General features: G+C 71.7%; 20 protein-coding genes. 6 read left to right on the plus strand and 14 right to left on the minus strand.

Features of this window, described 5'->3' with window-relative positions; all coding sequences use genetic code 11:
• Positions 1-516: 516 nt before the first annotated feature.
• Complete coding sequence (locus tag AC1Q7O_RS07440) at positions 517-1,212, minus strand: response regulator (RefSeq protein WP_492659757.1); 696 nt, start codon at positions 1,210-1,212, stop codon at positions 517-519.
• Positions 1,209-2,729: an ATP-binding protein gene (locus AC1Q7O_RS07445; RefSeq protein ID WP_492659756.1), complete on the minus strand. Its 1,521-nt coding sequence runs from the start codon at positions 2,727-2,729 to the stop codon at positions 1,209-1,211. Before AC1Q7O_RS07445 ends, AC1Q7O_RS07440 begins: the two co-directional genes overlap by 4 nt.
• Positions 2,730-2,833: 104 nt before the next feature.
• Between AC1Q7O_RS07445 and AC1Q7O_RS07450 the strand changes: the two genes are divergently transcribed.
• The 3 genes from AC1Q7O_RS07450 (at position 2,834) to AC1Q7O_RS07460 (ending at position 7,825) form a co-directional block, all read left to right on the plus strand.
• Entirely contained in the window at positions 2,834-4,039 is a 1,206-nt protein-coding gene (locus AC1Q7O_RS07450; RefSeq protein ID WP_492659755.1) for a cytochrome-c peroxidase, read from the plus strand.
• Positions 4,040-4,152: 113 nt separating this feature from the next.
• Positions 4,153-6,951 (plus strand): phosphoenolpyruvate carboxylase, encoded by a 2,799-nt coding sequence (gene ppc / locus AC1Q7O_RS07455; protein WP_492659754.1) that lies wholly within the window; start codon positions 4,153-4,155, stop codon positions 6,949-6,951.
• 70 nt (positions 6,952-7,021) lie between these two features.
• The gene (locus AC1Q7O_RS07460) at positions 7,022-7,825 is read left to right on the plus strand and encodes an alpha/beta fold hydrolase (protein ID WP_492659753.1); all 804 of its coding nucleotides are present in this window, start codon (positions 7,022-7,024) and stop codon (positions 7,823-7,825) included.
• Here AC1Q7O_RS07460 and AC1Q7O_RS07465 read toward each other — a convergent pair.
• From AC1Q7O_RS07465 to AC1Q7O_RS07485, 5 genes are all read right to left on the minus strand, one after another.
• Entirely contained in the window at positions 7,810-9,054 is a 1,245-nt protein-coding gene (locus AC1Q7O_RS07465) for a hypothetical protein (protein WP_492659752.1), read from the minus strand. The two genes, AC1Q7O_RS07460 and AC1Q7O_RS07465, sit on opposite strands and share 16 nt — an antisense overlap.
• A gap of 15 nt (positions 9,055-9,069) precedes the next feature.
• A complete protein-coding gene (locus AC1Q7O_RS07470) occupies positions 9,070-10,254 on the minus strand; it encodes a hypothetical protein (RefSeq protein ID WP_492659751.1) in 1,185 nt (394 codons plus the stop codon).
• Between the two features lie 43 nt (positions 10,255-10,297).
• On the minus strand, positions 10,298-11,524 hold the full coding sequence (locus tag AC1Q7O_RS07475; protein ID WP_492662681.1) for a hypothetical protein: 1,227 nt from the start codon (positions 11,522-11,524) through the stop codon (positions 10,298-10,300).
• 264 nt (positions 11,525-11,788) lie between these two features.
• Positions 11,789-12,610, minus strand: a complete 822-nt coding sequence (locus AC1Q7O_RS07480) for a LytR/AlgR family response regulator transcription factor (RefSeq protein ID WP_492659749.1) — start codon at positions 12,608-12,610, stop codon at positions 11,789-11,791.
• Complete coding sequence (locus AC1Q7O_RS07485) at positions 12,607-13,716, minus strand: sensor histidine kinase (protein ID WP_492659748.1); 1,110 nt, start codon at positions 13,714-13,716, stop codon at positions 12,607-12,609. The genes AC1Q7O_RS07480 and AC1Q7O_RS07485 overlap by 4 nt, the downstream gene beginning before the upstream one ends.
• A 71-nt stretch (positions 13,717-13,787) precedes the next feature.
• Here AC1Q7O_RS07485 and argH point away from each other — a divergent pair, with 71 nt between their 5' ends.
• Together argH and AC1Q7O_RS07495 are read left to right on the plus strand one after the other, a co-directional pair.
• Positions 13,788-15,185 (plus strand): argininosuccinate lyase, encoded by a 1,398-nt coding sequence (argH, locus tag AC1Q7O_RS07490; protein WP_394396493.1) that lies wholly within the window; start codon positions 13,788-13,790, stop codon positions 15,183-15,185.
• Between the two features lie 44 nt (positions 15,186-15,229).
• Positions 15,230-15,709 carry a hemerythrin domain-containing protein gene (locus AC1Q7O_RS07495; RefSeq protein WP_492659747.1) on the plus strand — a complete coding sequence of 160 codons (480 nt, stop codon included), beginning with the start codon at positions 15,230-15,232 and terminating at the stop codon, positions 15,707-15,709.
• A gap of 44 nt (positions 15,710-15,753) precedes the next feature.
• Here the strand turns inward: AC1Q7O_RS07495 and AC1Q7O_RS07500 are convergent, their stop codons facing one another.
• The 4 genes from AC1Q7O_RS07500 to AC1Q7O_RS07515 all read right to left on the minus strand — a co-directional run bounded on the left by AC1Q7O_RS07500 (position 15,754) and on the right by AC1Q7O_RS07515 (position 21,147).
• Positions 15,754-17,721 (minus strand): M3 family metallopeptidase, encoded by a 1,968-nt coding sequence (locus AC1Q7O_RS07500; RefSeq protein WP_492659746.1) that lies wholly within the window; start codon positions 17,719-17,721, stop codon positions 15,754-15,756.
• Between the two features lie 57 nt (positions 17,722-17,778).
• On the minus strand, positions 17,779-18,219 hold the full coding sequence (locus AC1Q7O_RS07505) for an SgcJ/EcaC family oxidoreductase (RefSeq protein WP_492659745.1): 441 nt from the start codon (positions 18,217-18,219) through the stop codon (positions 17,779-17,781).
• A gap of 162 nt (positions 18,220-18,381) precedes the next feature.
• Positions 18,382-19,188: an AraC family transcriptional regulator gene (locus AC1Q7O_RS07510; protein ID WP_492659744.1), complete on the minus strand. Its 807-nt coding sequence runs from the start codon at positions 19,186-19,188 to the stop codon at positions 18,382-18,384.
• Positions 19,189-19,227: 39 nt separating this feature from the next.
• Positions 19,228-21,147, minus strand: a complete 1,920-nt coding sequence (locus tag AC1Q7O_RS07515; protein ID WP_492659743.1) for a propionate--CoA ligase — start codon at positions 21,145-21,147, stop codon at positions 19,228-19,230.
• 205 nt (positions 21,148-21,352) lie between these two features.
• On the opposite strand from AC1Q7O_RS07515, the gene AC1Q7O_RS07520 reads away from it, so the two are divergent.
• Positions 21,353-22,072, plus strand: a complete 720-nt coding sequence (locus AC1Q7O_RS07520; protein WP_492659742.1) for a C40 family peptidase — start codon at positions 21,353-21,355, stop codon at positions 22,070-22,072.
• Between the two features lies 1 nt (position 22,073).
• On the opposite strand, the gene AC1Q7O_RS07525 is transcribed toward AC1Q7O_RS07520, so the two are convergent.
• The 3 genes from AC1Q7O_RS07525 to AC1Q7O_RS07535 are packed head-to-tail and all read right to left on the minus strand — an operon-like array spanning position 22,074 to position 25,575.
• On the minus strand, positions 22,074-22,394 hold the full coding sequence (locus tag AC1Q7O_RS07525) for an MmcQ/YjbR family DNA-binding protein (protein WP_492659741.1): 321 nt from the start codon (positions 22,392-22,394) through the stop codon (positions 22,074-22,076).
• A complete protein-coding gene (paaZ, locus tag AC1Q7O_RS07530; RefSeq protein ID WP_492659740.1) occupies positions 22,391-24,433 on the minus strand; it encodes a phenylacetic acid degradation bifunctional protein PaaZ in 2,043 nt (680 codons plus the stop codon). Before paaZ ends, AC1Q7O_RS07525 begins: the two co-directional genes overlap by 4 nt.
• Positions 24,430-25,575: an ABC transporter substrate-binding protein gene (locus AC1Q7O_RS07535; protein WP_492659739.1), complete on the minus strand. Its 1,146-nt coding sequence runs from the start codon at positions 25,573-25,575 to the stop codon at positions 24,430-24,432. The genes paaZ and AC1Q7O_RS07535 overlap by 4 nt, the downstream gene beginning before the upstream one ends.
• Positions 25,576-25,584 lie beyond the last annotated feature (9 nt).

A 25,584-nucleotide genomic window follows, 5' to 3' on the forward strand; every position in this document is an offset into this window, starting at 1 on the left:
GCGCCGGAGGGCGCTGGCTATGGCTTGTTGATACCAAGATTGTTAGCGTTAACAAACAACCTCTGGACAGAGCTGTCACCTCAAATGCCAAACGTACTGTATTTTTTTGCCCCACCGCGTTCTGCTGGGGTTTACGCGAGTTGCAGCAGTGACTTAGCGCAAATCGCAACACCCGCCGACGCGCCCGGATGACGTGCAACTCTGCCGCAGGAAGTGCAAGGCATCACGACTCTCCGGACAGAAATTGGTAGCGATCTCAGCACGATCCCGTGCTGATCGAAAACAACCGTCCCGGCAATGAATTGACAACGCTGTCAACGATAGTCGATTCCATTTGGCGCTGCAATCGGGTTTGCATGACACCCCCCAGGATGGCGAAAACGCAACGACCCCGGGCAATCACCAAGGTGACATCAACCACACGCCCTGTCCGCCCCGCCCCAAAGCCGCCCGCGGCATCGGCATCAAGCCCCGTCCGCGCCGGCAACCCGCCCCGCTGTGCCCGCGCCGTCGTGGTCAGGCCAGGTCCAGCCGGTACCCCACGCCGTAGACCGACGCGATGCATTCCTGCGGCGGGTCCAGCGCCGCGAGCTTGCGGCGGATGTTCTTGATGTGGCTGTCGACGACGCGGTCCGACACGTCACGGAAGTCCTCATGAATGAGTTCCAGCAGCTGCGCGCGCTCGAAGACGCGGCCCGGGTGCTGCAGCAGCTGGCGCAGCAGGCGGAACTCCACCGGCGTCAGCGCCAGCGCCTGCTCCTGCTCCTGCCACAGGATGCGCTGGCCCGCCTCGTCGACGGCGAAGCCGCCGCCCACCGGCACCAGCGTCACCGGCGCCAGCCGCCCCTGTGCACGCCGCAGCAGCGCCTTCACCCGCGCCACCACCTCCCGCGGGCTGAAGGGCTTGCAGACGTAGTCGTCCGCGCCCAGCTCCAGGCCCAGCAACCGGTCCAGCTCCTCCACACGCGCGCTATTGATGAGGATGGGCACGTCGCTGAACGCGCGCACGGCGCGGCAGACCTCCAGCCCGTCCAGGCCGGGCAGCATCACGTCCAGCAGCACGGCGGCCGGCATGGGGCCGGCGCGCAGCCGGGCCAGCGCCTCGCGGCCATCGGCCAGCCATTCGCTGCGGTAGCCGGCCGCTTGCAGGTAGTCGCGTACCAGCGCGGCCAGCTTGGGTTCGTCTTCGACCACCAGGATGAGTTCGCTCATGCCCCACCTCCCTGCGGTTTGAGCGGCAGTGTCAGCACGACGGCCAGTCCGCCCAGCGACGACGGCTCGGCGCGCAGCCGCCCGCCGTGGGCCTGCGCGATGGCCTTGGCGATCGCGAGGCCCAGGCCCGAACCGCCGAACGCGCGGCTGCGCGACGGGTCGGCACGGTACAGCGGGTCGAACAGACGCTCCAGCTCGCCCTCGGGCACGCCCGGCGGCGTGTCGTCCAGCCGGATCTCGATGGCCGCGCCCAGCGCCCGCGCCGTCACCTGCACGAGCCCCGGCGCCTCGGTGTAGCGCAGGCTGTTCTCCAGCAGGTTGGCCAGCAGCTGCGAGACGCGCACGGCGTCCCATCGCGCCGCCGGCAGCACGGCGGGCAGCGCTGCCTCGATGACCAGCCCCAGCGTCTTCGCCCGCGGCGCGACGCGCTCGATGGCGGACTGCAGCAACGCCGCCGGCGCGACCGATTCGAACTCGCACGGCAGCGAGCGCAGCTCCGACGTGGCCAGCAGATGGAAGTCCTCCACCAACCGCGACAGCCGCTTCACCTCTTCCTGCAGCGACGCCAGCGCTGCGCGGTCCAGCGGGCGGATGCCGTCCACCAGCGCCTCCACCTCGCCGCGCAGCACCGCCAGCGGCGTGCGCAGCTCGTGCGACAGCTCGGCGATCCAGCGCTGCCGGCTGCTCTCCAGCAGCGACAGCGCGCCGGCCATCGCGTTGATGTCGCCGTGCAGCGCGGCGATCTCGCTGGCGTCGCCCACGCGCGGCTCGGGCAGGCGCACGCCGAACTCGCCGGCCGCGATGCGACGCGCGGCCGCCTGCGCCTCGGCCAGCGGCCGTGCCCAGCGCACCGCCAGCAAGCGGGCCAGCACCAGCGCCACCACCAGCACGCCGGCCGCCACGGCCGCCAGCCCCAGGTACTGCCGCCGCAGGAAGCTCGCATCCACACCCTCGGCCGGGCCGGCCCGTTCGGCCAGGCGCAGCACCGCCACCGTCCGGCCGCGCAGCTTGACCTCTCGGGTCTGGCCCGGCCGGTCCAGCGTCTCGCGGCGGCCGGCCAGCGGCGTGCGCCCGTCGGCCGCCAGCACGACGACGCGCGGCCCGAAGTTGGACGGATCGCGGCGCGGCGGTGGCGGGTCGCGGCGCGCCTCGGGCGGCGGCGGGCGGTCCTCGGGGCCGTCGTGCCCGGGCGGCGGCGGCTCGTCGGGCCGCCCTTCCGGTCGGCCGTCCGGCCGGCCATCGGGCGGGCCCTCCGGCGGGCCGCCGCGCTGCGCGACGACACGCGCCGCCTCCAGCCACGTCCGCAGCACGGGCCGCCAGTCCTGCGGCAACTCGCCGCGCTGGGCCAGGTCGCGCTCGGCGGCGTCCATCAGCCGCGACAGGTGCTCGCCGTCCTGCGCCTGCAGGTAGTCGGTGAATCCGGCGCGCAGATTCCAGACGACCAGGCCGGCCACGGCGGCCACGGCGGCCAGCGCGGTGGCGATGAGGAGCAGGGAGAGCTGGTGAACAAGACGCATGCGCGCATCTTGCCGGGCAACTGTGGAGCCGGCCTCCACAGTTCCTCCATCGTCGGCGCCACGTCGGCCGCCATCCTCGCGGGCATCACCACCCGGAGACTGCCATGCCCACCTGCCACCGCCCGTTCGCCCTGCTGCTGCTGTGCCTGCTCGGAGGCTGCGGCGGCGGTGGCGACAGCAGCCCCGGCACCGCGGCCGCGACGATGACGGCCACCGCGGCCCCCACGCCCGCGCCCACGCTGGCCCAGGTCGGCGCGCGGCTGTTCGACGACACCACGCTGTCCGCCAGCGGCCGGCTCGCCTGCGCCAGCTGCCACGTCGAGGCCCGCGGCCATGCCGATGCGGCGGGCGGCTTCCTGCCGCTGGGCGGCGCGGACGGCACGCACCAGGGTCTGCGCAGCTCGTCCAGCGCCCGCTATCTGGACCAGGCCGGCCCGTTCACCTTCGACGCCCAGGGCCGGCCGCGCGGCGGCCTGTTCTGGGACGGCCGCGCCAGCAGCCGCGCCGAGCAGGCCCGCGGCCCGCTGTTCAACGCCGACGAAATGGCCAACGCCAGCGTCGCCGCACTGGCCGCACGGCTGCGCGCCCTGCCCTACGCGGCCGACCTGCGCACGGCCGCCGCACTGCCCGCGGCCGCCACCGACGAACAGCTCGTTGACGCCGCCACCACCGCGCTGGCGCGCCACCAGGCCGACGACGCGAGGTTCCATCCGTTCACGAGCAAGTTCGACGCGGTGCAGGACGGCCGCGCCACCTTCACCGCCCAGGAGCAGCGCGGCCTGGACGTCTTCAACGACCCGCAACGCGGCAACTGCGCCAGTTGCCACGACAGCCGCCCGGCCCAGGGCCTCAACCGCGCGCTGTTCACCAACTTCAGCTATCACGCGCTAGGCGTGCCGCGCAACGCCAGCCGCGCCACGCAAGACCCGACGTTCTTCGACCTGGGCCTGTGCGGCCGGCCCGACCTGGCCGGCCGCGCCGAGCTGTGCGGCCTGTTCCGCACGCCGTCGCTGCGTAACGTGGCCGTAACCGCGCCGTACTTCCACAACGCGAGCTTCGCGACGCTTGAAGACACGGTTGCGTTCTACGCCACGCGCGACCTCGATCCGGCGCGCTGGTACCCGGTCGCGGGCGGCCAGGTGCAGCGCTTCAACGACCTGCCCGCGGCCTACCGCGCCAACGTGGAGCAAGGCGCCCCATTCCGGCGCGCCGGCCAGCCAGCGGCGCTCACGCCGCAGGACGTGGCCGACGTCGTCGCCTTCCTGAACACGTTGACCGACGGCTTCGTGCCCACGGCAGGCGGGCTGTAACTCGAGCAACAACACGACATCGGCAGGGCCCGCCTCGAAGAAGAAACTGCTAGAGTGACAATTAGGTAACTTGGTTACCTTTTTGATTCCCTCCTCCGATCGGACGCCCCGCCATGCCCTCACGAGCCGCCCCTGCCCGCCCCGATGTCGACAAGAAGACCGACAAAAACGAACCGTTGGTGGCAGATATCCGCTTGCTGGGCAGGTTGCTCGGCGAGGTCATCCGCGAGCAGGAAGGCCGCGAGGTGTTCGAGCTCATCGAGCGCGTGCGCCAGCTGTCGGTGGCCTACCGCCACAAGCACGACAAGGAAGCCGGCAAGCGCTTCGACAAGCTGCTGAAGAGCCTGTCGGGCGACCAGGCCGTCAGCGTCATCCGCGCGTTCAGCTACTTCTCGCACCTGGCCAACATCGCCGAGGACCGCCACCACATCCGCCGCCGCGATGTGCACGAGCGCGCCGGCAGCCTGCAGCCCGGCTCGCTGGCCTATTGCCTGGAGCATCTGCACGAGGCCGGCATCCGCCCGACCGAGATCGCCGAAGTGCTGCAGCGCGGCTTCATCTCGCCGGTGCTGACGGCCCACCCGACCGAAGTGCAGCGCAAGAGCATCCTGGACGCCGAGCGCGCCGTCGCCGGCCTGCTGGAGCAGCGCGACCGTGACGGCACCGAGCGCGAGCAGCGCGAGACCGAGAGCCTGCTGCGCGCCCGCATCACGCAGCTGTGGCAGACGCGCATGCTGCGCTACTCCAAGCTGACGGTGGCCGACGAGATCGAGAACGCGCTGTCGTACTACCACTCGACCTTCCTGCGCCAGATCCCCAAGCTCTACGCCGAGCTGGAGGAGCACCTGCCCGGCACCAAGCTGCCCAGCTTCCTGCGCATGGGCAACTGGATCGGTGGCGACCGTGACGGCAACCCCAACGTCGGTGCCGCCACGCTGAAGCGCGCGATGCAGCGCCAGAGCGAGGTCGCGCTGCGCCACTACCTGACCGAGCTGCACGAGCTGGGCGCCGACCTGTCCATCTCGCTGCGCCTGACCGGCGTGTCACCCGAGATGCAGGCGCTGGCCGAACGCAGCCCCGACCAGAACGCCCACCGCCTGGACGAGCCCTACCGCCGCGCACTGACCGGCATGTACGCCCGCCTGGCCGCCACGCTGCACGCGCTGACCGGCACCGAGGCACTGCGCCACGCCGTCGCGCCGCAGGACCCCTACCGCACGCCCGACGAACTGCTGGCCGACCTGCGCATCATCGAGGCGTCCCTCAAGACCCACCACGCGGAGGCGCTGATCGCGCCGCGCCTGGCGCCGCTGATGCGCGCCGTGCAGGTGTTCGGCTTCCACCTCGCGACGCTGGACCTGCGCCAGAGCAGCGACCAGCACGAGCTGGTGCTGGCCGAGCTGCTGACCGTCGCGCGCATCGAGAGCGACTACTCGGCGCTGGACGAGGCCGCCAAGCGCGAACTGCTGCTGAAGCTGCTCAACGACGCCCGCCCGCTGCGCGTCATCGGCGCCAGCTACACCGACAAGACCCAGTTCGAGCTCGCCACCTTCGAGGCCGCCCGCGAGGCGCTGGCCCGCTTCGGCCGCGAGGCGCTGCGCCACTACATCATCAGCCACACCGAATCGGTCAGCGACCTGCTGGAAGTGGCGCTGCTGCTGAAGGAAACCGGCTTGCTGCGCGGCGTGCTTGCCGAGTACGCGACCAGCGACCTCATCATCGTGCCGCTGTTCGAGACCATCGGCGACCTGCGCATCGCGCCGGAGATCATGCGCGAGTTCTACGCGCTGCCCGGCGTGCGCGGCCTGGTGGACCGCTCGGGCGGCGAGCAGGACATCATGCTGGGCTACTCCGACAGCAACAAGGACGGCGGCATGTTCACGTCGTCGTGGGAGCTGTACCGCGCCGAGATCGCGCTGGTCGAGCTGTTCGACGAGCTCAAGCGCGTCGGCCCCATCACGCTGCGCCTTTTCCACGGCCGTGGCGGCACCGTGGGCCGCGGCGGCGGCCCGAGCTACCAGGCCATCCTGGCCCAGCCCCCGGGCACCGTGAACGGCCAGATCCGCCTGACCGAACAGGGCGAAGTCATCGCCTCCAAGTACGCCCACCCCGAGATCGGCCGGCGCAACCTGGAGACGCTGGTCGCCGCCACGCTGGAGGCCACGCTGCTGCACCCGACGCAGAGCGCACCCAAGGGCTATCTGCAGGCCGCGCAGGCGCTGTCGGACGCGAGCTTCGAGGCCTACCGCAAGCTGGTCTACGGCACGCCGGGCTTTGCCGATTACTTCTTTGCGTCCACGCCCATCCGCGAGATCGCCGAGCTGAACATCGGCTCGCGCCCCGCATCGCGCAAGGCCACGCGGGCCATCGAAGACCTGCGCGCCATCCCCTGGGGCTTCTCCTGGGGCCAGGCCCGCGTGGCGCTGCCGGGCTGGTGCGGGTTCGGCTCGGGCGTGGAGGCCTTCCTCGGCGATGAGCCGGCGCAACGCGCCAAGAACCTCGCGCTGCTCAAGCGCATGCTGAAGGGCTGGCCGTTCTTCCGCGCCGTGCTGTCCAACCTCGACATGGTGCTGGCCAAGGCCGACCTGGCGCTGGCCGAGCGCTACGTCGAGCTGGTGGAAGACAAGAAGCTGGGCAAGCGCATCTTCGCGGCCATCAAGGAAGAGTTCGAGCGCACGCAGGCGGCGCTGGGCCTCATCACCGGCGACGCCAAGCGCCTGGCGGCCAACCCGTCGCTGGCGCGCTCCATCGAGCACCGCTTCCCCTACATCGACCCGCTGAACCACCTGCAGGTCGAGCTGATGCGCCGCTACCGCCACATCGCGGCGGATGACCCGGCGATGGAGCGCGTGCAGCGCGGCATCCACCTGTCCATCAACGGCATCGCGGCCGGCCTGCGCAACACGGGCTGACCGGCCGGCGCTGGCTGCGGCGCCTCGCGCCGCCCCGTAGGATGTGCGCCCGACATTCGCGACGACCGCCATGATCAACCCCTTCGCCCTGCCCATCGTCTGCCTGCACTCCAGCGGCGCCGGCGGCAAGCAATGGCGCCGCCTGCAGGCCGACGCCAGCGCCGCTGGCCTGCCCGGGCGCTGGCACATGCCCGACCTGATCGGCCACGGCGGCCGCGCCGGCTGGCCGGAGGGCCAGCGCGGCGACCTGCGCGTCGAGGCCAACGGCGTGCTCGCCGGCCTGGGCCTGGCGCCGGAAGAGCCGCTGCACCTCGTGGGCCACAGCTATGGCGGTGCCACGGCGCTGCAGCTCGCGCTGCTGCACCCGCAGCGCGTGCGCTCCCTGACGCTGTACGAGCCCGTCGCCTTCGGCGTGCTGCCGGCGCTGGGCGAGAACCTGCCCGAATGGCGGGAAGCCCAGCAGGTGGCCGCGGACGTGGCCGCCGCGCTGGACCGTGGCGACCTGGACCAGGCCGCGCGCGGCTTCGTCGGCTACTGGCAGGGACGTGACGTCTGGCCGGAGCTGGACGAGGGCCAGCGCGCCCGCCTGGCCGAGCCCATGCCCACCATCCGGCGACACTTCGAGGCGCTGGGCGACGCGCGCTGGAGTGACGCCGCGCTGACCACGCTGCAGATGCCGGTGCGGCTGATCTGCGGCGGTGCCACGCGCGCCAGCGCCAGGCGCGTCGCGCAGACGCTGGCCGCGACACTGCCGCGCGTAGAGCTGGTGATGCTGGAAGGCGCCGGCCACATGGCGCCCATCGCCGAGGCGGAGCGCGTCAACCCGCTCATCCTCGAACACCTGCGCACGGTGCTGACTCAGCGCGCCGGCTGACTGGCCCGCAGCGCCGCCAGCGCCAGGCCCAGGTCGCCCGAGGCGACGCGCGCAGCGGAGAACTGGCGCAGGGCCTGCAGCGACTCGCAGGTCGGGTTCACGTCCGGCATCGCCTCGACGCGTTGTGCTTCGGCTGCCTGCAGCGTCGCTGCATCGTGCGCCTGCTGCTCGCGAGGCACGCCCACGCGGTCGGCCAGCGCCTGCGCGGCCCGGGCTTCGCCGAGGTCATAGGTCTGGGCCAGGATGCGCGGCGCCAGTGCGCGGCAGTGAGCCGCGCGGGTCACATCGCGCAAGGCCTCGCCCTTGCATGCCCGGCTCGCCAGCACCGCCACGTCCCAGGTGTCATCCATCGCCGCATCGAAGCCGATGGCCAGCACCAGCGCGTTGCCCAGCTCGCCAGCGTCCGGCACCGCGTCAGCCACCGCCAGCAGCTGGCCCTCCAGCAGCGACGACGCGCGCGACCAGCGCGGCCGCTTCGCCGCCTCGGCCAGCGCCGCGGCCACACCGGCCGCGTCCTGGCGCAGATGGGCCTCGATCATCAAACGCAGCCAGGGTCGCGCGTCCGTCGGGTCCAGCTCGGCCCAGCGCTGGGGGCTCAGACGCGTGCACGCCGGCCCCGCGCCGCTGCCGCCCATGCCGCGGCAGGCCGACAAGGCCATCTGGTAGGCCTGCGCGTCGCGGCTGTGCTCGGCCAGCGCGGCGGCGCCATCCAGGTCGCGCATCAACAGCCGCGCGGCCACCTGCTGGCGCTCGCTGCCCATGGCCAGCCGCGCCGACGCCCGGACCAGCCCGGCCTTGCCGGCCACCTGCATCTGCGCTTCGAGCCGCCGGGCCTCGTCACGGCCTCGCGTGCGGTCGGCCGCCCAGCGCTTCAGTTCGTCCACCGACACGCGCCGCGCGCCGCAGAACGTGAACCCGTCGGCCGGCACCGCAACGGTCTCCGCGCCCAGCGCCAGGTTCACCACGGCGCCAGCAGCGGCCGGGGCCGCCGCCACGCCGGAGGCCGCAGACGCCGCCGTGCCGGCAAGCGCGCGGCCGCCTGCGCCGGCATCCCCTGCTGCCGCACTGGCCGCCTGGCTGGCCGCGTCGGCCGGGTCGGGCTGGTGGGGCAGGTCACCGGCCGCCCACCACCGCCAGCCGCCCGTCGCCGACAACAGCAGCACGATGGCGGCCGCCCATCGCCAGCGCCTGTGCCGTGCGGTCCTGGTCTGCATGACGTCGCTGTCCATCACCCGCAGCATCGCTCATCGCGCCGGCAGCAGCGACAGCGCCATGCCCAGCTCGCCCGTCGCGGCCCGCTCGGTGGACAGCCGCGTCAGGCGCTGCATCGCCGCACAGCCGCTGCCGATGTCCGTCAACTCCCGCTCCAAGTAGCGGTCCTGCGCGGCCTTCAGCGTCGCGGCGTCATGGGCCTGCTGCTCGCGGGGCACGCCCACGCGGTCCGCCAGCTTCTGCGCGACCGCGGCCTCGTCCAGGTCGGTCGCGTTCGCGAGCACCTGGCGCGCCAACGCACGGCATTGCGCGAGCCGCGTCGCGTCGCGCAGCGCGTCGCCACTGCAGGCGCTGAGCGGCGCGCCCAGGTCGAACACCGGCAACGCGGCGTCCATGCCGAGGATGGCGACCAACGCGTTCCCGATGCCCGCGACATCCGGCACGGCGCCGGCTACCACGACCGCCTGCCGCTCCAGCAGGAACTGCCCGCGCGACAACCCGGGCCGCGCCGCCGCCTCGGCCAGCGCAGTGGCCACGCCGGCGGCGTCCTGGCGCTGCTGGGCCGCCTCCATCAAGCGCAGCCACGGCCGCGCGTCCGACGGGTCCAGCGCCGCCCAGCGCTGCGGCGTCAGGCGCGCGCAGTGGGGCGTGTCGCCCCCGGGCCCGCCGCAGGCCGTCAAGGCCATCTGGTAGGCCAGCGCATCGCTGCTGCGCGCGGCCAGCAGCGCGGCGCCGTCCCGGTCCTGCATCAACAGCCGCGCAGCGACCTGCTGGCGCTCATCACCCGCCGCCAGCCGTGCGGCGAGCCGTGCCAGGGCGGCGTCGCCCACCCGCTGCATCTGCTCGGACACCTTGTCGGCTTCGGCGCGGCCGCGCGCCGGGTCGGCCTTCCAGCGCCGCAGCTCGTCGGCGCTGACCCGGCGCACGCCGCAGACCTCCAGGCCTTCCGGCGGGATGGCGTCGTCATCGGTGCCTGCGGGCGAGCTCGCCGCCACGCTGTCGCCTGCGGGGCCGACCTTCGCCCGGGGCGCTGCACTGGCGGGCGCGTCGGCAGCGAGTCGCGCGTGGCCCGGCGACGCGACCGAGGCCGCCTCCGCAACGGCACGGCCCGCCGCGGCCTCGCCAGCAAGCCTCCCGTGACTACTCAGCCAGCCGCCACCGGCCAGCAGCAGGGCCACCGCGCCGCCCCACACCAGCCACCGCTGCCTTTTGCTCATGCGCCTTCCACCCACGGCACCGGCCTCGCTCCTTGGGCCGCCATCACCGGCCTGATGCCGGCGCCGAAGCTGGCCGGGTTGCCAGCATAGGGTCCAGCACGCTACGGCCTTCGCGCTGGCGCCAGCGCGCTGCCAGCGTGGCTTCGCTGAGCCCGGACCGGTCCATGCCTTCGCGCCGGCGCTCCCATTCGCTGATCATGACTGCGTCGTACAGCATGCGGAGTGTCACTGGCGTGTCCGCGCAGGGCGACGCGCGCGGTCCAGCAGTCTCCGCGGCCTTCATCGCGGGCTCCGCCTCATTCGAGAGGCGCTCCGACTCGCTGCGCGCCCATTCCTGCAAGGCTTCGTAGGCCCGGGCAGTCGCCTCCCAATGCGGCCGCCGATCCGGCCGCGCGGCGACGACGGCCCGCGCCACCGCCAGCCCCAGCGCCCGCTGAATCCCGCTGTCATACTGCACCATCAGCCGCGCCGCGGCCTCGCAGCGCGCCACCGTCCCGGCGTCTGCCGCGACGCCGCGGCACAGGTCCAGCAACGGCCGGATGTTGAACAACAGCCAGCCAGACACCACCTCCATCGCAAGCCGTGCTTCGGCTTCGTTCGCCAGCCCGGGCGCCTGCGTCTGCGGCAGGTCGATCAGCGCCGCATACATCTCGCGCTGATAGCTGCGCGAGTAGCGGGCCTCCTGCGCCAGGCGGTCCAGCGCATAGGCCGCGTGAGAAGGCGACGCGCCCGTGCCGGTTGCGTTCACCAGCGCCAGCCACGCATCCAGGTTCCCCGGCTCCAGCCGCGACCACTGCGCCGCCTCGACATTGGCGCAAGCACCCGGCGAGCACGCACGCTGCAGCGCCAGCGCCGTCACCATCGGGTCGGTCGACCGGCGCGCCCGCGCCTGCAGGCGGGCCCGGGCGGCGCCGGCCGAAGCGGCGTCGTCATCGTCATCACCGCCCAGGTAGTCGGCCATCGCCAGCGAGCGCTCGTCGCCGCGCCGGGCCAGCGCCTGCATCCAGCGGCGCCGCGCGTCGGCCATGGCCTCGGCCATCACCTCGCCGCCCACCGTCTGCCGCACCTCGTCCAGCGCCTGCATGTCGACGCCGCCGCGCTGGTCCGTCGCGCGGGCATGCACCGACTCCGTCTGCCGCGCCTCTTCCGCCGCGCCGAAGCCGCACCAGTCGGCCTTCATGCGCCGGGCCAGCCCGGTGCGCTCGTTGGCCGGCAGGGCCGGGGTGGCGACGCTCGCGCCCGGCGACGGCGCGCGGGCGGCCGGCGGCACGGCGTCACCCGCCGCGGCAGCCGTGGACGCCGCCGCGGCAACGCCATCGGCAGGCACGGAGGCCGGCGCCGATGACGAGCGACGCGCGTGCCATCCGGCACCCGCAGCGACGCACAAGGCCAGCACACCGGCGAGAACTCTGCGGCGCATGCTCGGTCAGGCCAGGTTGAAGTGGACAGTCATGGCGCCGCAGCATAGGCAAGCCGCGGCGGTCTGCCGGCGTGAATACGACCGTGGGCGCTCCCGATGCCGGCGCATGCCGGCTCAGCGCCCCTGCCCGGCCAGCGCCTCCCGCACCGCGGCCACCTGGCGGCGCGACACGGCCAGCCATTCGTCGACGTGCACGATGCGCACGGCCCAGCTGTCGGCCGACTCGCCACCGTCGCCGCCGTCCAGCTCGCCGAAGTTCGTCGGCGCGTGGCGCTCCAGCTCGCGCACAGCCCAGCGCGCCACCAACGCGTTGCGGTGGATGCGCAGGAAGCGGTCGCCGTGGCGCTGCTCCAGGTCGGACAGCGCGCCGTCCATCACATGGCTTTCGCTGGCGGTGCGCAGCGTCACGTACTTGAGCTCGGCCTTGAAGTACAGCACCTCCGACACCGGCACGCGCTTGAGCCGGCCGCGGTCGGTGATGGTGATGAAGTCCGCGTCGGTGGTGACCGGCGCGTCCGGCGGCAGCTGGGCCTGCACGGCGGCGCGCTCGGTCAGGCGCTGGTACACGCGGGCCAGCGCCGCCTGCAGCCGCTCGCGGCGCACGGGCTTGGTGAGGTAGTCCACCGCCTCCAGCTCGAACGCCCGCAGCGCGTGCATCGCGTGCGCGGTGACGAACACGATGAGCGGCACCGGCTGCCCGGCGGCGGCGCGCCCGGTCAGCGTGTCGGCGAACTGCAGGCCGTCGATGCCGGGCATCTGCACGTCCAGCAGCACGAGGTCGCAGCCATGGTCGCGCAGCCAGGCGGCGGCCTGCGAGCCGGTGGCGGCTTCGGCCACCACCTCGCAGCGGGGTTCGGTGATGGCCTCCACGAGGCCGCGCAGGCGCAGCCGCGCCAGCGGTTCGTCGTCGACGATGAGGGTGCGCAGGGACGTCATAGCGGCAGGAGGATACGCAGCGCGAAGCGGTGTTCGGTGGCTTCGACATCGAAACGAGCTGCAACATCGTGCATGAGCTTGAGCCGCTGGCGCACGTTGCGCAGCGCCAGACCGTGGCCGATGGTGCGGGCCGGCGCGCCGACGCTGTTGACGATGCGTATCTCCACCTCGTCGCCGCGCTTCACCGTCGTCACCTCCAGGTCGCCGCCGTCGTCATTGGGCTCCACGCCGTGACGCACCGCGTTCTCCACCAGCGGCTGCAGCAGCAGCGGCGGCAGGCGGGCGTGGCGGGTGGCCGGGTCCACATCCCAGGTCACGCGCAGCCGCTCGCCGAAGCGGATCTGCTCGATGTCCAGGTAGCGCCGCGCCAGCTCCACCTCCTCGGCCAGCGTGACGGAGGCGGTGGCGTCGGCCAGCGCCACGCGGAACAGCTCGGCCAGGTCCTCCAGCACGCCCTCGGCGCGGGCCGGGTCGATCTGCACCAGCGCGATGGCGCTGTTCAACGTGTTGAACAGGAAGTGCGGCCGGATGCGCGACTGCAGCTCCACCAGCTGCGCCAGCGCATCCGCCGGGCGCTGGCTGTGCTCGCGCAGCTTCAGCCAGGCCAGCAGCAGCGCCGCGCCGCTGCCGCCGGCCGCCGCCACGCTGCCCCAGCGCCAGGCGCCGGCGGGCTCGGTGTCGGTGAAGCTCAGCAGCGCGAACCCCAGCACGGCCGCCACGGCGCCCAGCGCCATCAGCACGCCCCACTGCGCCGGCTCGGGCAGGCGCGGCCACAGCCGCTTGGCGGCGCAGACGATGACCAGCCAGGACAGCGTCGCGAACATCGTGACGAAGGTGCCGTTGGCGGCCAGCAGCAGCCACTGCGCGGCGTCGCGCGCCACCAGCGCCGTGCCCAGCGCCAGCAGCAGCTGCACGCCCAGCACGGCGCGCAGCACCAGGCCCACGTGGCAGACGTCGAAGGCGCGGGTCGGGTCCAGCAGCGGCGCGGAGGCCAGCGGCGGCAGCTCGGTGTTGGCAAAGCCCACCCACTGGCTGACGTGCAGCGAGTCCTGCCAGGAGCTGTGTCTCGCCGCGGCGTGCCGGCGCTTGAAGAAGGACAGAGGCATGGGCGTGGGGGCGCGTTCGATAATGCCGGGCTGCGCGCGATTGTGCGCGCGGAACTTCGATGCCCCGCCCCATGTCTGACAACCAACTCGCCAACAAGTCCCAAGCCTGGTCCGCCCTGTTTTCTGAACCCATGAGCGACCTGGTGAAGCGCTACACGGCCAGCGTGGGCTTCGACAAACGCCTGTGGCGCGCCGACATCGCCGGCAGCCTGGCGCACGCGGAGATGCTGGCGGCCCAGGGCATCCTGAGCGCCGAGGACCACGCGGCCATCCAGCGCGGCCTGGGCGAGATCGCCGCCGAGATCGAGGCCGGCCAGTTCGACTGGAAGCTGGACCTGGAAGACGTGCACCTCAACATCGAGGCGCGCCTGACGGAGCGCGTGGGCATTGCCGGCAAGCGGCTGCACACCGGCCGCAGCCGCAATGACCAGGTCGCCACCGACGTGCGGCTGTGGCTGCGCGGCGAGATCGACGACATCACCGGCCTGCTGACGCAGCTGCAGCGCGTGCTGGTGGACAAGGCCGAGCAGTATGCCGACACCATCCTGCCCGGCTTCACGCACCTGCAGGTGGCCCAGCCGGTCGCCTTCGGCCATCACCTGCTGGCCTACGTGGAGATGTTCGCCCGCGACGCCGAGCGCATGCTCGACACCCGCCGCCGCGTGAACCGCCTGCCGCTGGGCGCCGCCGCGCTGGCCGGCACCAGCTACCCGCTGGACCGCGAACGCGTGGCCCGCACGCTGGGCATGGAAGGCGTGTGCCAGAACAGCCTGGATGCGGTCAGCGACCGCGACTTCGCGATCGAGTTCTCAGCCGCCGCGTCGCTGGTGATGATCCACATCTCGCGGCTGTCCGAGGAGCTGATCCTGTGGATGAGCCAGAACTTCGGCTTCATCGCGCTGCCCGATGCGTTCTGCACCGGCTCAAGCATCATGCCGCAGAAGAAGAACCCCGACGTGCCCGAGCTGGCGCGCGGCAAGACCGGCCGCGTGGTGGGCCACCTCATTGGCCTGGTCACGCTGATGAAGGGCCAGCCGCTGGCCTACAACAAGGACAACCAGGAAGACAAGGAACCGCTGTTCGACACGGTGGACACCTTGAAGGACACGCTGCGCATCTTTGCCGACATGCTGGCCGGCCTGACCGCCAAGCCCGAGGCGATGCGCGCCGCGGCGCTGAAGGGCCACGCCACGGCCACCGACCTGGCCGACTACCTCGTCAAGAAGGGCGTGGCGTTCCGCGACGCGCACGAAGTCGTCGCGCACGCCGTGAAGACGGCCACCGCCCAGGGCGTGGACCTGGCCGCGCTGTCGCTGGACGCGCTGAAGGCCTTCGACGCCCGCATCGAGGCCGATGTGTTCGACGTGCTGTCGCTGGAAGGCTCGCTGAACGCCCGCAACGTGCTGGGCGGCACGGCGCCGGCCCAGGTACGCGCCCAGGTGGCCCGCCACCGCGCTCGCCTCGCTTGAGCTGGCTCAACGCCGCCACGACAACGCCTGACTAGCATTCCCGCATGACCACCCTCGCCTGGACCGACAACCTCGTCCTCAACCAGCCCACGCTGGACACCACCCACCAGGAGTTCGTCGAGCACCTGAACGCCTTCGGTGCGGCGCTGGATGCCGGCGAGGACGCCCTGCCCGCCTACCACGCGCTGCTGGCCCACACCGAGGCCCACTTCGCGATGGAGGAGGACTGGATGGCGCGTTGCGGCTTCGAGCCGCAGAACTGCCACAGCAGCCAGCACGCGATGGTGCTGAACGTGATGCGTGAAGCGCTGCGCTACGCCACCGAGCTGAACGACCGCGAACCGCTGAACATCCTGCGCACCGAGCTGGCGGGCTGGTTCCCGCAGCATGCCGAGATGATGGATGCGGCGCTGGTGTTCACGATGGAGCAGCGCGGCTTCGACCCGGCCACCGGCGAGTGCCGCGAGGCGGTCACGGCCGAGGTTGGCGCCGCCGGCTGCGGCAGCAGCAGCTGCGGGCACTGACGCCCCCGCGCGCATGAAGAAAGGGCCGCTTGCGCGGCCCTTGTTTATTTCTTCAGGTACTCGAAGAACGCCTGCGAGTTCGACTCGCGGCCCAGGAAGGCCTTCACCAGCTCCGGCGCCGGCTTCTGCGCGCCCTGGCCCAGCACCTCGTCGCGGTAGCGCCGGCCCACGTCGGCGCCGAGCTTGTCGGCCGCGAACGCGGTGCGCAGGTCCATCGCCACCACCAGGCTCCACAGGTAGCCGTAGTAGCCCGCGCCATAGCCGCCGGCGATGTGCGCGAAGCCGGCCGGGAACATCGTGCCCTGCACATGGCCCAGCGGCGTGGCGCCTTCCATGCGGGCCCACAGCGGCAGCGGCTCGGGCTTGGCTTGCTGGTGCAGCGTCAGGTCGTAGCTGGCGTACAGGTGCTGGCGGCCGAACTGGCCGCCCTTGCCGTCCTGCTTGGCGGCCTGGGCCTGCGCCACCATCGCGTCGGGCACGGGCTTGCAGGTCGGGCAGACCTCCAGCATCAGCTTCAGCACGTCCTTGTCGTAGACCCAGTCCTCCAGCATCTGCGACGGCGCCTCGACGAAGTCGTGCATCACCGCCGTGCCGGCCGTGGCGGCGTAGCGGGTCTTGGACAGGTTCACGTGCACCGCATGACCCAGCTCGTGCAGCAGTGTTTCCACCTCGTCCAGCGTCAGGCCGCTGCGGTCGAAGTTGACGACCAGCGCGGCCGTCGGCGTGCGGTTGATGCGCGTGGCGCTGCCGCGCAGCGGCCAGACGGCGGCATGGTTGTACTTGCCTTCGCGCGGGTACAGGTCCACGTACATCTGCGCGATGGGCTGGCCCGACGCCGCGTCGCTGACGACGTAGGTCTGCGCCTCGTCATGCCACAGCTTGTTGGCTATGCGCGTGTACTTCACGCCCATCAGCTTCTCGATGATGCGCATCGAGAACTCCAGGCTGGCCTGCGGCGGGAAGTAGGCGCGGAAGGCGTTCTGGTCGACGCTGAACTTCTGCAGCTTCACGCGCTCGCTGTAGAACGTGGCGTCCCAGCGCTCGACCTGGGTCTGTTCCAGCGGCGTGCCCAGGTGCTGGGCCTTGGCGGCGCGCAGCTCCTGCAGCTCGGTCTTCTCGCGCGCGTTGACGGCGCCGGTCACCGAGTCGAGGAACTTCGTGGCCGTCGCGCCGTCCTTGGCCATGCGGCGGCGCAGGTTGAAGTCCACGTAATTGTCGAAGCCGAACAGCTTGGCGTACTCGCCGCGCAGCGTGACGATCTGGGCCAGCAGCGCCAGGTTCGCCTGGCCGCCCTCGTTGGTCTTGGCCAGCCACATGCGCTGGCGCGCGTCGCCGCTCTCGGCCAGGCGCATGACGGGCACGTAGCTGGGGTAGTCCACGCCCAGCAGGATGCGGCCCTGGTCGTCGCGCTTGGCCTTCTCCCACACGCTGGCGGGCACGCCTTTCAGCTCGGCCTCGGTGAAGGCCACGCGCGTGCCGGCGTCGCGGATGTTCTTGCTGAACTGCTGGTCCAGCTCGGTCAGCTTGTCCAGGATCTGCTTGGCGCGGGCGCGCTTCGGGCCCGGCAGCGCCACGCCGCTGTCCTCGAACTGGCCGGACGCCAAGCGCACGAACTCGGCGTCGATGCCGTCCTGCTTCGGCGCCTTCTGCAGCGCGCGGTAGAGCTTCTCGTTCTGGCCCAGGCTGGAGCCGAAATCGGCCCAGCGCAGCGAGCAGGCCTGCGCGGCGTCGCGGATGGCCTTGTCCGGGTGGACGTTCAGCACGAAGTCGGTCGGGTACTGGTGGTCTTCCAGGTAGACGGTCAGGTCGTCCAGCGCGGCCAGCCAGCCGGTGTCCACCTTGCGCCGCTCAAGAGCTGCCACGCGTTGCTTCGCGCCCTTCAGGCCGGCGTCGCAGCGGGACTTCACGTCGGCGGTCGACGCGAACGTGGGGAAGTTGGGGGCGGGCAGCTTGGGTTGCGCCTGCGCGGCAACGCACAACAGCGCCGCCAGGGTCATCAGCACGGGTTTCATGGCCTCTCCTTGTGGGAAGGCCGCGATTCTGCCGCCGTTACCCGGCACGGCCGTCGGTCACACCGGGTTGTGGCGCGCCGCGTGCGCGTTGACCTCGATGTTGGCGACGTGGCTGATCAGCAAGCCTGCCGGGCCAGGCACGGCCAGGATGGACATGCGGTTCTGCGAGGCCGGGCGCGGCTCGCCCGACGGCGTCTTGTAAGCCCCCAGCAGCCAGCGCACCACCAGCAGGCGCAGGCCGCCCGGCAGCGGCTTCACATGCTCAACCGCCTCCAGCTTCAGGGGCACGCCACGGAACATCTGGTCGAAGAAGACCGCGTGCGCCTTCTTGACGTCGGCATGCCCCTGCCAGTGCATCCCGACGACGTTGACCCAGTGGATGTCCGGCGTGGCGACGGCAAACATCGCGTCCATGTCCGACGCGTTCCAGGTGTCTTCCATCACCCGCAGCAGCTCGGTGACGGCGGGTTCAAGGGCGGGGCTGGCGGGCGTGGGCATGGACAGGGTTCCGATCAGGGGCAGGCTGGCGGCGCCAAGCGCCTGCTGCAGCCAGGAACGGCGGCGGGGTGACGGCAGGGCAAGGCGGGGCTGCGGAAGGCACATGGCCCCACTCTAGGCAGGTGCCGCCCGCGGCGATTGGATGGATCGGACATGCCGACGCTAGCGCCTGCCCAGGTCCGGCCAGGCCGCGAGGAAAGCCCGCGGTGGCTGGCCGGTGAAAGCCCGGCAGTCGCGCACGCAGTGCGATTGGTCGAAATAGCCGGCCGCATGGGCCAGCTCTGTCAACGACGCCCGCGGCGAGCGCAGGTGCGCGTCCATCAAGCCCTGGAACCGCAGCAGCCGGCCATGCAGCGCCGGCGACAGGCCCGTGCGATCCACGAAGCTGCGATGCAGATGCCGCTCGCTGCAACCCAGGCGTCGTGCCCAGGCAGCCACGGCGGCTTCTTCGCCGTCCAGGCGCCAGGCGCCGGCCGCGGCATCCAGCGCGTCGGCAGGCCGGGCGCGCACGAGCAGCCCCTCCAGCCAGGCGACCGCACAGGCCACGCGCTCGGTGAAATCACCCGTGCGCGCCAGTCGGTCGCGCAGCGCCAGCACCGGCCGGCCCAGCAGTTCCGGGGCGGGCAGCGCCTGGTCACCCAGGCCGCGCAACGGCAGCCCGAACACCCGGTGCAACGCCGTGGGCTCCAGGTGGATGGTGAACGTGTCCATGTCGCCCACCATCTGCAGCCGCTTGCCGGGCCGCGTGTGCGGCGCGACGAGCACGATGTCTGGCGCCGCCCGGGGCTCGCCCCCCTCCACGCCCACACGGACCGGCTCGCCCAGGTAGAACTCGATGAACCGGTCCAGCCGCGCCGGCAGGTCGAATGCCGGCACATGCTGGTCGGCCCGCGCGCAACGGCGCTGCGAGAAGCGCGCCACCACGCCGCGCAAGGCGGGCGGGGGCGGGGCTTCCCGGTAGGTCAACATGCGGTCGACTCTAGCGCGGCGACCGCCCCGCGGTGCGCGTCAACGCGTCAGCAAGGCCTTGACCTGCGCCAGCGCGCCGGGGTCGTCCAGCGTGGTCAGGTCGCCGGGGTCACGGCCCTCGGCCACGGCCTGCAGCGCACGGCGCAGCAGCTTGCCGGAGCGCGTCTTGGGCAGCACGCCGACGAACAGCACGCGTGACGGTCGAGCCACCGCACCCAGCTGCGCGTCCACATGCTTCAGCACCTCGGCTTCCAGCGCCGTCGACGCCAGGCCGGGGTCGCGCAGCACGGCAAACGCCAGCGCCACCTGGCCCTTCAGCGCATCCGCCACGCCCACGACGGCCACCTCGGCCACGGCGGCATGGGCCGAAATGCACTCCTCGATCTCGCGCGTGCCCAGGCGGTGGCCGGCCACGTTGATGACGTCGTCCGTGCGGCCCAGGATGAAGGTGTAGCCGTCGGCGTCGCGCAGGCCCCAGTCGAAGGTGGAGTACACCTCGCGGCCTGGCACGCTCTTCCAGTAGGTGTTGACGAAGCGCGCGTCGTCGCCCCACACCGTCTGCAGCGCGCCAGGCGGCAACGGGTGCGCGATGGCCAGCACGCCCTTCTGGTTGGGTGCGGTCAGCTCCTCGCCGGTCTGCTCGTCCAGCAGCCTCACGTCGTAGCCGTACATGGGCACGCCGGGTGACCCCAGGCGCGTGGGCACCGCCTGCACGCCGGGAATGTGGTGGGCCACCGTCAGCAGCGGCCAGCCGGTCTCGGTCTGCCAGTAGTTGTCGATGATGGGCACACCCAGGCCGTCGGCGATCCAGCGCGCCGTCGGCTCGTCCAGCGGCTCGCCGGCCAGGAACAGCGCACGCAGGCTCGACAGGTCATGGCGCTTCAGCAGCGCGGCGTCGTGTTTCTTGAGCACGCGCACCGCGGTGGGTGCGCTGAACATGACCGTCACGCGGTACTGCTCCACCAGCCGCCACAGCACGGCCGCGTCGGGGTTCACCGGCGTGCCCTCGTACATCAGCGTGGCCATGCCGGCAATCAGCGGGCCGTAGACGATGTAGCTGTGGCCCACCACCCAGCCGATGTCGCTGGTGGAGAAGAAGGTCTCGCCCGGCTTGCCGCCGAAGATCCAGTCCATGCTGGTGGCCAGCGCCACCGCGTAACCGCCCACGTCTCGCTGCACGCCCTTCGGCTTGCCCGTCGTGCCGCTGGTGTAGAGCGTGTAGCTGATGCTGTTGGCCTCCAGCCAGGCGCAGGGCACGCGCGCGCCGGCGTGCTGGCGGCGGAGTTCGGCGTAGTCCAGGTCGCGGCCTGGCACGCGCTCGAACGGCACCAGGCCACGGTCCACCATCAGCACGGCGGCAGGCTTGTGGGCGGACAGCGTGATGGCCTCGTCCAGCAGCGGCTTGTAGGCGATGCGCTTGCCAACCCGGCTGCCGGCATCGGCGCTGATAACCAGCTTGGGCGTCGCGTCCTCGATGCGGCTGGCCAGGCTCACCGACGCGAAGCCGCCGAACACCACCGAGTGGATGGCGCCGATGCGAGCGCAGGCCAGCATCGCGAACGCGGCCTCCGGGATCATCGGCATGTAGATCAGCACGCGGTCGCCCTGCCCCACGCCCTGCGCCAGCAGCATGGCGGCCATGGCTTCCACCTCGGCCTGCAGCTCGGCAAAGCCGTAGACCTTCTCCTGCCCTGTCTCGGTGGACACCCAGATCAGCGCCGCATCGCCCGGCCGCGTGGCGGCATGCCGGTCCACCGCGTTGTGGCACAGGTTGGTGGTGCCGCCGACGAACCAGCGCGCGAACGGCGGCCGGCTGGTGTCGCAGACCTGCTGGGGCGGCGTCTGCCAGTCGATGCGGCGGGCCTGCTCGGCCCAGAAGTCATCGCGCTCGGCCAGCGAGCGGGCGTGGAAGTCGGCGTAGGGGGTGGCAGTCATGCATGCAGTGTGGGCCGCGGGCACTGACGGAAATCTGACCCGTGTTGCGTGACAGAATCCAGGGTTTTCACGGAGTTCGCCGTCGACCAAGCCGGGGTTTGCCCTGAAAATCGCTGGCTTTACGCCCGCTTCGGTTGACGGTGCCAGGTCGCCCCCCTACCCTGCGCGCCGCTGTCCCACCTCTGCTATCCGGCCCTCGCGGCCCGTGTTCCGAGTCACTTCGTTCCGAATGTCCCTGGTTTCCGTTGCCCTGCTGAACCGCATCGCTGCCGCCGGCCTGTTGGCCCTCGGTTGCGCCGCGCATGCGCAGGGCGTGGCCCAGGCGTCGACGATGCCGCCGCCCGGCACGATGACGGGCGCCTACGGCCAGAGCCTGCAGCAGCAACAGCAAGCCGCCGCCGACAAGGCCACCGCCGCGCCCGCCGCCAAGCCGGCCACGGCCGGTGACGCGGTCAGCCGCTTCCTCAGCGAACGCGGCCTGATCGCTGTCAACGGCGAGCCCAGCGCGCCCGCGCGGCTGCTGGACAGCGTGCGCGACACCGCGTCGGACCTGGTGCTGTCGGCGATGAACTTCCTCGGCGTGCGCTACACGCGGGGCGGCAATTCGGTGGAAAACGGCTTCGACTGCAGCGGCTTCACGCGCCACATCTTCGAGATGAGCGTGGGCCTGGTGCTGCCGCGCCGCGCCGACGAGCAGGCCAAGATGAACAGCCTGCTGCCCATCCGCAAGGACGAGCTCAAGCCCGGCGACCTGGTGTTCTTCAACACCATGCGCGCCACCTTCAGCCACGTGGGCATCTACGTCGGCGAGGGCAAGTTCATCCACGCCCCCCGCACCGGCAGCGCCGTGCGCGTGGAGGACATGCGCGACTCCTACTGGTCCAAGCGCTTCACGGGCGCCCGCCGGGCCGACCTGAAAGCCGCCGCAGAAGCACCCGCGGCGCGCTGAATCAGGCCCCGCCGTTCTCGCGCCAGGATTGCGCGAGCAGCTCCGTCACCCAGCCCGGCCTGGCCTTCGCCAGCAGCAGCTTCACGCCGCAACGCCTGCCCCCCCAGAACAACGGCTCGACGACACCCGCCTCGCGCGCGATCCACGCATCGCGCGCCGCATCGTCCTTGATGAAGACGCGCAGCTCGGCGCCGTCGGGCGTCATCGTCGCGAAGATCCGGCCCTTGGCGCCCGGCAGGCGAAACGAGGTGAGGTCGTGGTGCGGCTTCTCGACCGCACCGGGCAGGCCCAAGGCGATCGCTCGGGCCTGCGTCGCGTTCACCCGGCCACCCGCTTGGCCACCAGCGTCAGGATCTCGTAGCTCGCGCACAGCTCGCCGCGCTGGTTGGTCACGGCCACGTCCCAGCCGATGACGCCTTGCGCGGGCTGGTCGTCGCGCGGCGGGCGGTCGATCTTGCGTTTGGCGGTGAGCCGCGCCTGGATGGTGTCGCCGATGGCGACCGGCGTGACGAAGCGCAGGTTCTCCAGGCCGTAGTTCGCAAGCACCGGGCCCGGCGCCGGGCTGACGAACAGGCCCGCGGCGGCCGACAGCACGAAGTAGCCATGCGCGATGCGCTGGCCGAACGGCGAGGCCTTGGCCGCGACCTCGTCGAAGTGCATGTAGAAGTAGTCGCCCGACAGGCCGCCGAACGCGACGATGTCGGCCTCGCCCACCGTGCGGCGATGCGTCAGCAGGCTCATGCCCACCTCGACGTCCTCGAAGTAGCGGCGGAACGGGTGCACCTCGCTCTCGGTGACGGCGCCACCGCGCTGGTACTCGCCGGTGATGGCCGAGATCATCGTCGGCGAGCCCTGCACCGCGCAGCGTTGCAGGTAGTGCTTCACGGCGCGCAGGCCGCCCAGTTCCTCGCCGCCGCCGGCGCGGCCCGGGCCGCCGTGCTTGAGCTTCGGGAGAGGCGAGCCGTGGCCGGTGTTCTCCAGCGCGGCCTCGCGGTCCAGCACCAGCATGCGGCCGTGCCAGGCGGCAAACGTCGGCACGGCCTGGGCGGCGAGCGCCGGCGTCTTCGTGCAGACGGTGCCGACCAGGCTGCCGCGGCCCAGCGTGGCCAGGTGCAGCGCCTCGTCGAAGTCGCCGTAGGGCAGCAGCGTCGTCACCGGGCCGAAGGCTTCGAGGTGATGGGCATCGCTGGCCGCCGAGTCGCGCGCCAGCAGCAGCGTGGGCGCGAAGAACGCGCCGTCGGCCACACCCTCGCCCTTGGGCGCAAAGCCATCCCGCTCGCTCAGCAAGACCTCGCAATGCTTCGCCAGCTGCGCGACGCGCTCGGCCACGTCGGCTTGCTGGGCCTTGCTGGCGAGTGCGCCCATGCGAACGCCTTCGACGGCGGGGTCCCCCACCACCGTCTTGGACAGCCGCGCCTTCAGTGCGGAGGCCACCGCATCGACGAGGTTCGCCGGCACCAGCGTGCGGCGGATGGCCGTGCACTTCTGGCCGGCCTTGGCCGTCATCTCGCGCGCGACCTCCTTGATGAAGAGGTCGAACTCCGGGTCGTCCGGCGTCACATCGGGCGCGAGGATGGCGCAGTTCAGGCTGTCGGCCTCGGCGTTGAAGGGGATGCTCTTCTTCAGCAGGTTCGGGTGGGCCTTCAGCATCAGCGCCGTGTCGGCGCTGCCGGTGAAGGTGACGACGTCGGCCTCGTCCAGCCGCTCGAACAGATCACCCGTGCCGCCGATGATGAGCTGCAGCGCGCCGGCCGGCACCAAGCCGGACTCGACGATGAGCCGCACGCAGGCCTCGGCGACGTAGCTGGTCGCCGTGGCCGGCTTCACGAGGCAGGGCATGCCGGCCAGGAAGCTGGGCGCGAACTTCTCCAGCATCCCCCACATCGGGAAGTTGAAGGCGTTGATGTGCAGCGCCACGCCGCGCTTGGGCACCAGCACATGGCTGCCGATGAAGTGATTGTTGGCGCCCAGCCTCATGGCCGGGCCCTCGTGCAGCACGTTGCTGCTGGGCAGGTCCTTGCCGCCGATGGACGCGTAGGCGAACAGCGTGCCGATGCCGCCCTCGATGTCGATCCACGAGTCCGCCCGCGTCGAGCCCGTGTGCGCGCTGATCGCGTACAGCTGTTCCTTGCGCTCCAGCAGGTAGGCGGCCAGCGCCTTCAGCACGCGGGCGCGGTCCTGGAAGTGCGTGCGCAGCAGCGCTGGCAACGCGGTGCCGCGCGCGTAGGCCAGGCTCTCGGCGAAATCCAGGCCTTCCTCGTGCGTGTGCGCGACGACGCGGCCGTTGATGGCGCTGGCCAGCGGCTTGGCCGCCCGCTCGCCGACCCAGCGGCCGGCGATGTAGCTCTGCAGCGTACTCACTTCAGCAGCACCCAGCCGCCGTCCTTGATCTGCACCATCACGCGGGCGCGCTGATCCAGGCCCAGGTGGTCGCCGGCGGACATGTTGAACACGCCGTGCGCGCCGGCCAGGTTCTTCACGTTCTCCAGCGCATCACGCAGCGCAGCGCGGAAGGCGGGCGTGCCGGGCTGCGCCTTCTTCAGCGCCTCGGGCGCCGCAGCGGCCAGCAGCAGGCCGGCGTCCCAGGCATGGCCGCCGAAGGTGGACACGCTGCCCTTGCCATGCGCAGCCTCGTACTTGGCGATGTAGGCCTCGGCGCTCTTCTTCACCGGGTGGTCGGCCGGCAGCTGCGAGGCCACCAGCACGGGGCCGGACGGCAGCAGCGTGCCTTCCACGTCCTTGCCGCCGACGCGCAGGAAGTCGTTGTTGGCGACGCCGTGGGTCTGGTAGATCTTGCCGGCGTAGCCGCGCTCCTTCAGCGCCTTCTGCGGCAGTGCGGCAGGCGTGCCCGAGCCGGCGATGAGGATGGCGTCGGGCCGCGCAGCCACGAGCTTGAGCACCTGGCCGGTGACGGACGTGTCCGTGCGGTTGTAGCGTTCGCTCGCGACGATGTTGAGCTTCTTGGTGGCGGCGATCTTGTTGAACTCGCCCCACCAGCCCTCGCCGTAGGCATCGGCGAAGCCGATGAAGGCGGCCGTCTTGATGCCGTTGTCCACCATGTGCGTCACGATGGCCAGCGCCATCATGATGTCGTTCTGCGGCGTCTTGAAGACCCACTTCTTCTTCGCGTCCAGCGGCTCGACGATGCGGGCCGAGGCGGCCATCGAGATCATCGGCGTGCCAGACTCCGACACCGCGTCGATCATCGCCAGCGAGTTGGGCGTGACGGTGGAGCCGATGACGATGTCGACCTTGTTCTCGGTGATGAGCTTGCGGGTGTTGGCGACGGCGGTGGTGGTGTCGGACGCGTCGTCCAGCACGATGTAGTTGACCTTCTGGCCGCCGATGGTGGTGGGCATCAGCGCCACCGTGTTCTTCTCCGGGATGCCCAGCGACGCCGCCGGGCCGGTGGCCGACACCGTAACGCCGACGTTGATGTCGGCCTGCGCCGCCAGGCTCAGCGTGGCGGCCAGGGCCAGCGCGAGTTGCTTGAATTGCTTCATGGGTCGTCT

Source organism: Roseateles sp. GW823-FHT07B05 (genome assembly GCF_058794515.1).

Coding starts and splice junctions, on each gene's coding strand:
- AC1Q7O_RS07440 (WP_492659757.1), bottom strand. CDS start 1,212: ATGAGCGAACTCATCCTGGTGGTCGAAGACGAACCCAAGCTGGCCGCG.
- AC1Q7O_RS07445 (WP_492659756.1), bottom strand. CDS start 2,729: ATGCGTCTTGTTCACCAGCTCTCCCTGCTCCTCATCGCCACCGCGCTG.
- AC1Q7O_RS07450 (WP_492659755.1), top strand. CDS start 2,834: ATGCCCACCTGCCACCGCCCGTTCGCCCTGCTGCTGCTGTGCCTGCTC.
- ppc (WP_492659754.1), top strand. CDS start 4,153: ATGCCCTCACGAGCCGCCCCTGCCCGCCCCGATGTCGACAAGAAGACC.
- AC1Q7O_RS07460 (WP_492659753.1), top strand. CDS start 7,022: ATGATCAACCCCTTCGCCCTGCCCATCGTCTGCCTGCACTCCAGCGGC.
- AC1Q7O_RS07465 (WP_492659752.1), bottom strand. CDS start 9,054: ATGGACAGCGACGTCATGCAGACCAGGACCGCACGGCACAGGCGCTGG.
- AC1Q7O_RS07470 (WP_492659751.1), bottom strand. CDS start 10,254: ATGAGCAAAAGGCAGCGGTGGCTGGTGTGGGGCGGCGCGGTGGCCCTG.
- AC1Q7O_RS07480 (WP_492659749.1), bottom strand. CDS start 12,610: ATGACGTCCCTGCGCACCCTCATCGTCGACGACGAACCGCTGGCGCGG.
- AC1Q7O_RS07485 (WP_492659748.1), bottom strand. CDS start 13,716: ATGCCTCTGTCCTTCTTCAAGCGCCGGCACGCCGCGGCGAGACACAGC.
- argH (WP_394396493.1), top strand. CDS start 13,788: ATGTCTGACAACCAACTCGCCAACAAGTCCCAAGCCTGGTCCGCCCTG.
- AC1Q7O_RS07495 (WP_492659747.1), top strand. CDS start 15,230: ATGACCACCCTCGCCTGGACCGACAACCTCGTCCTCAACCAGCCCACG.
- AC1Q7O_RS07500 (WP_492659746.1), bottom strand. CDS start 17,721: ATGAAACCCGTGCTGATGACCCTGGCGGCGCTGTTGTGCGTTGCCGCG.
- AC1Q7O_RS07505 (WP_492659745.1), bottom strand. CDS start 18,219: ATGCCCACGCCCGCCAGCCCCGCCCTTGAACCCGCCGTCACCGAGCTG.
- AC1Q7O_RS07510 (WP_492659744.1), bottom strand. CDS start 19,188: ATGTTGACCTACCGGGAAGCCCCGCCCCCGCCCGCCTTGCGCGGCGTG.
- AC1Q7O_RS07520 (WP_492659742.1), top strand. CDS start 21,353: ATGTCCCTGGTTTCCGTTGCCCTGCTGAACCGCATCGCTGCCGCCGGC.
- AC1Q7O_RS07535 (WP_492659739.1), bottom strand. CDS start 25,575: ATGAAGCAATTCAAGCAACTCGCGCTGGCCCTGGCCGCCACGCTGAGC.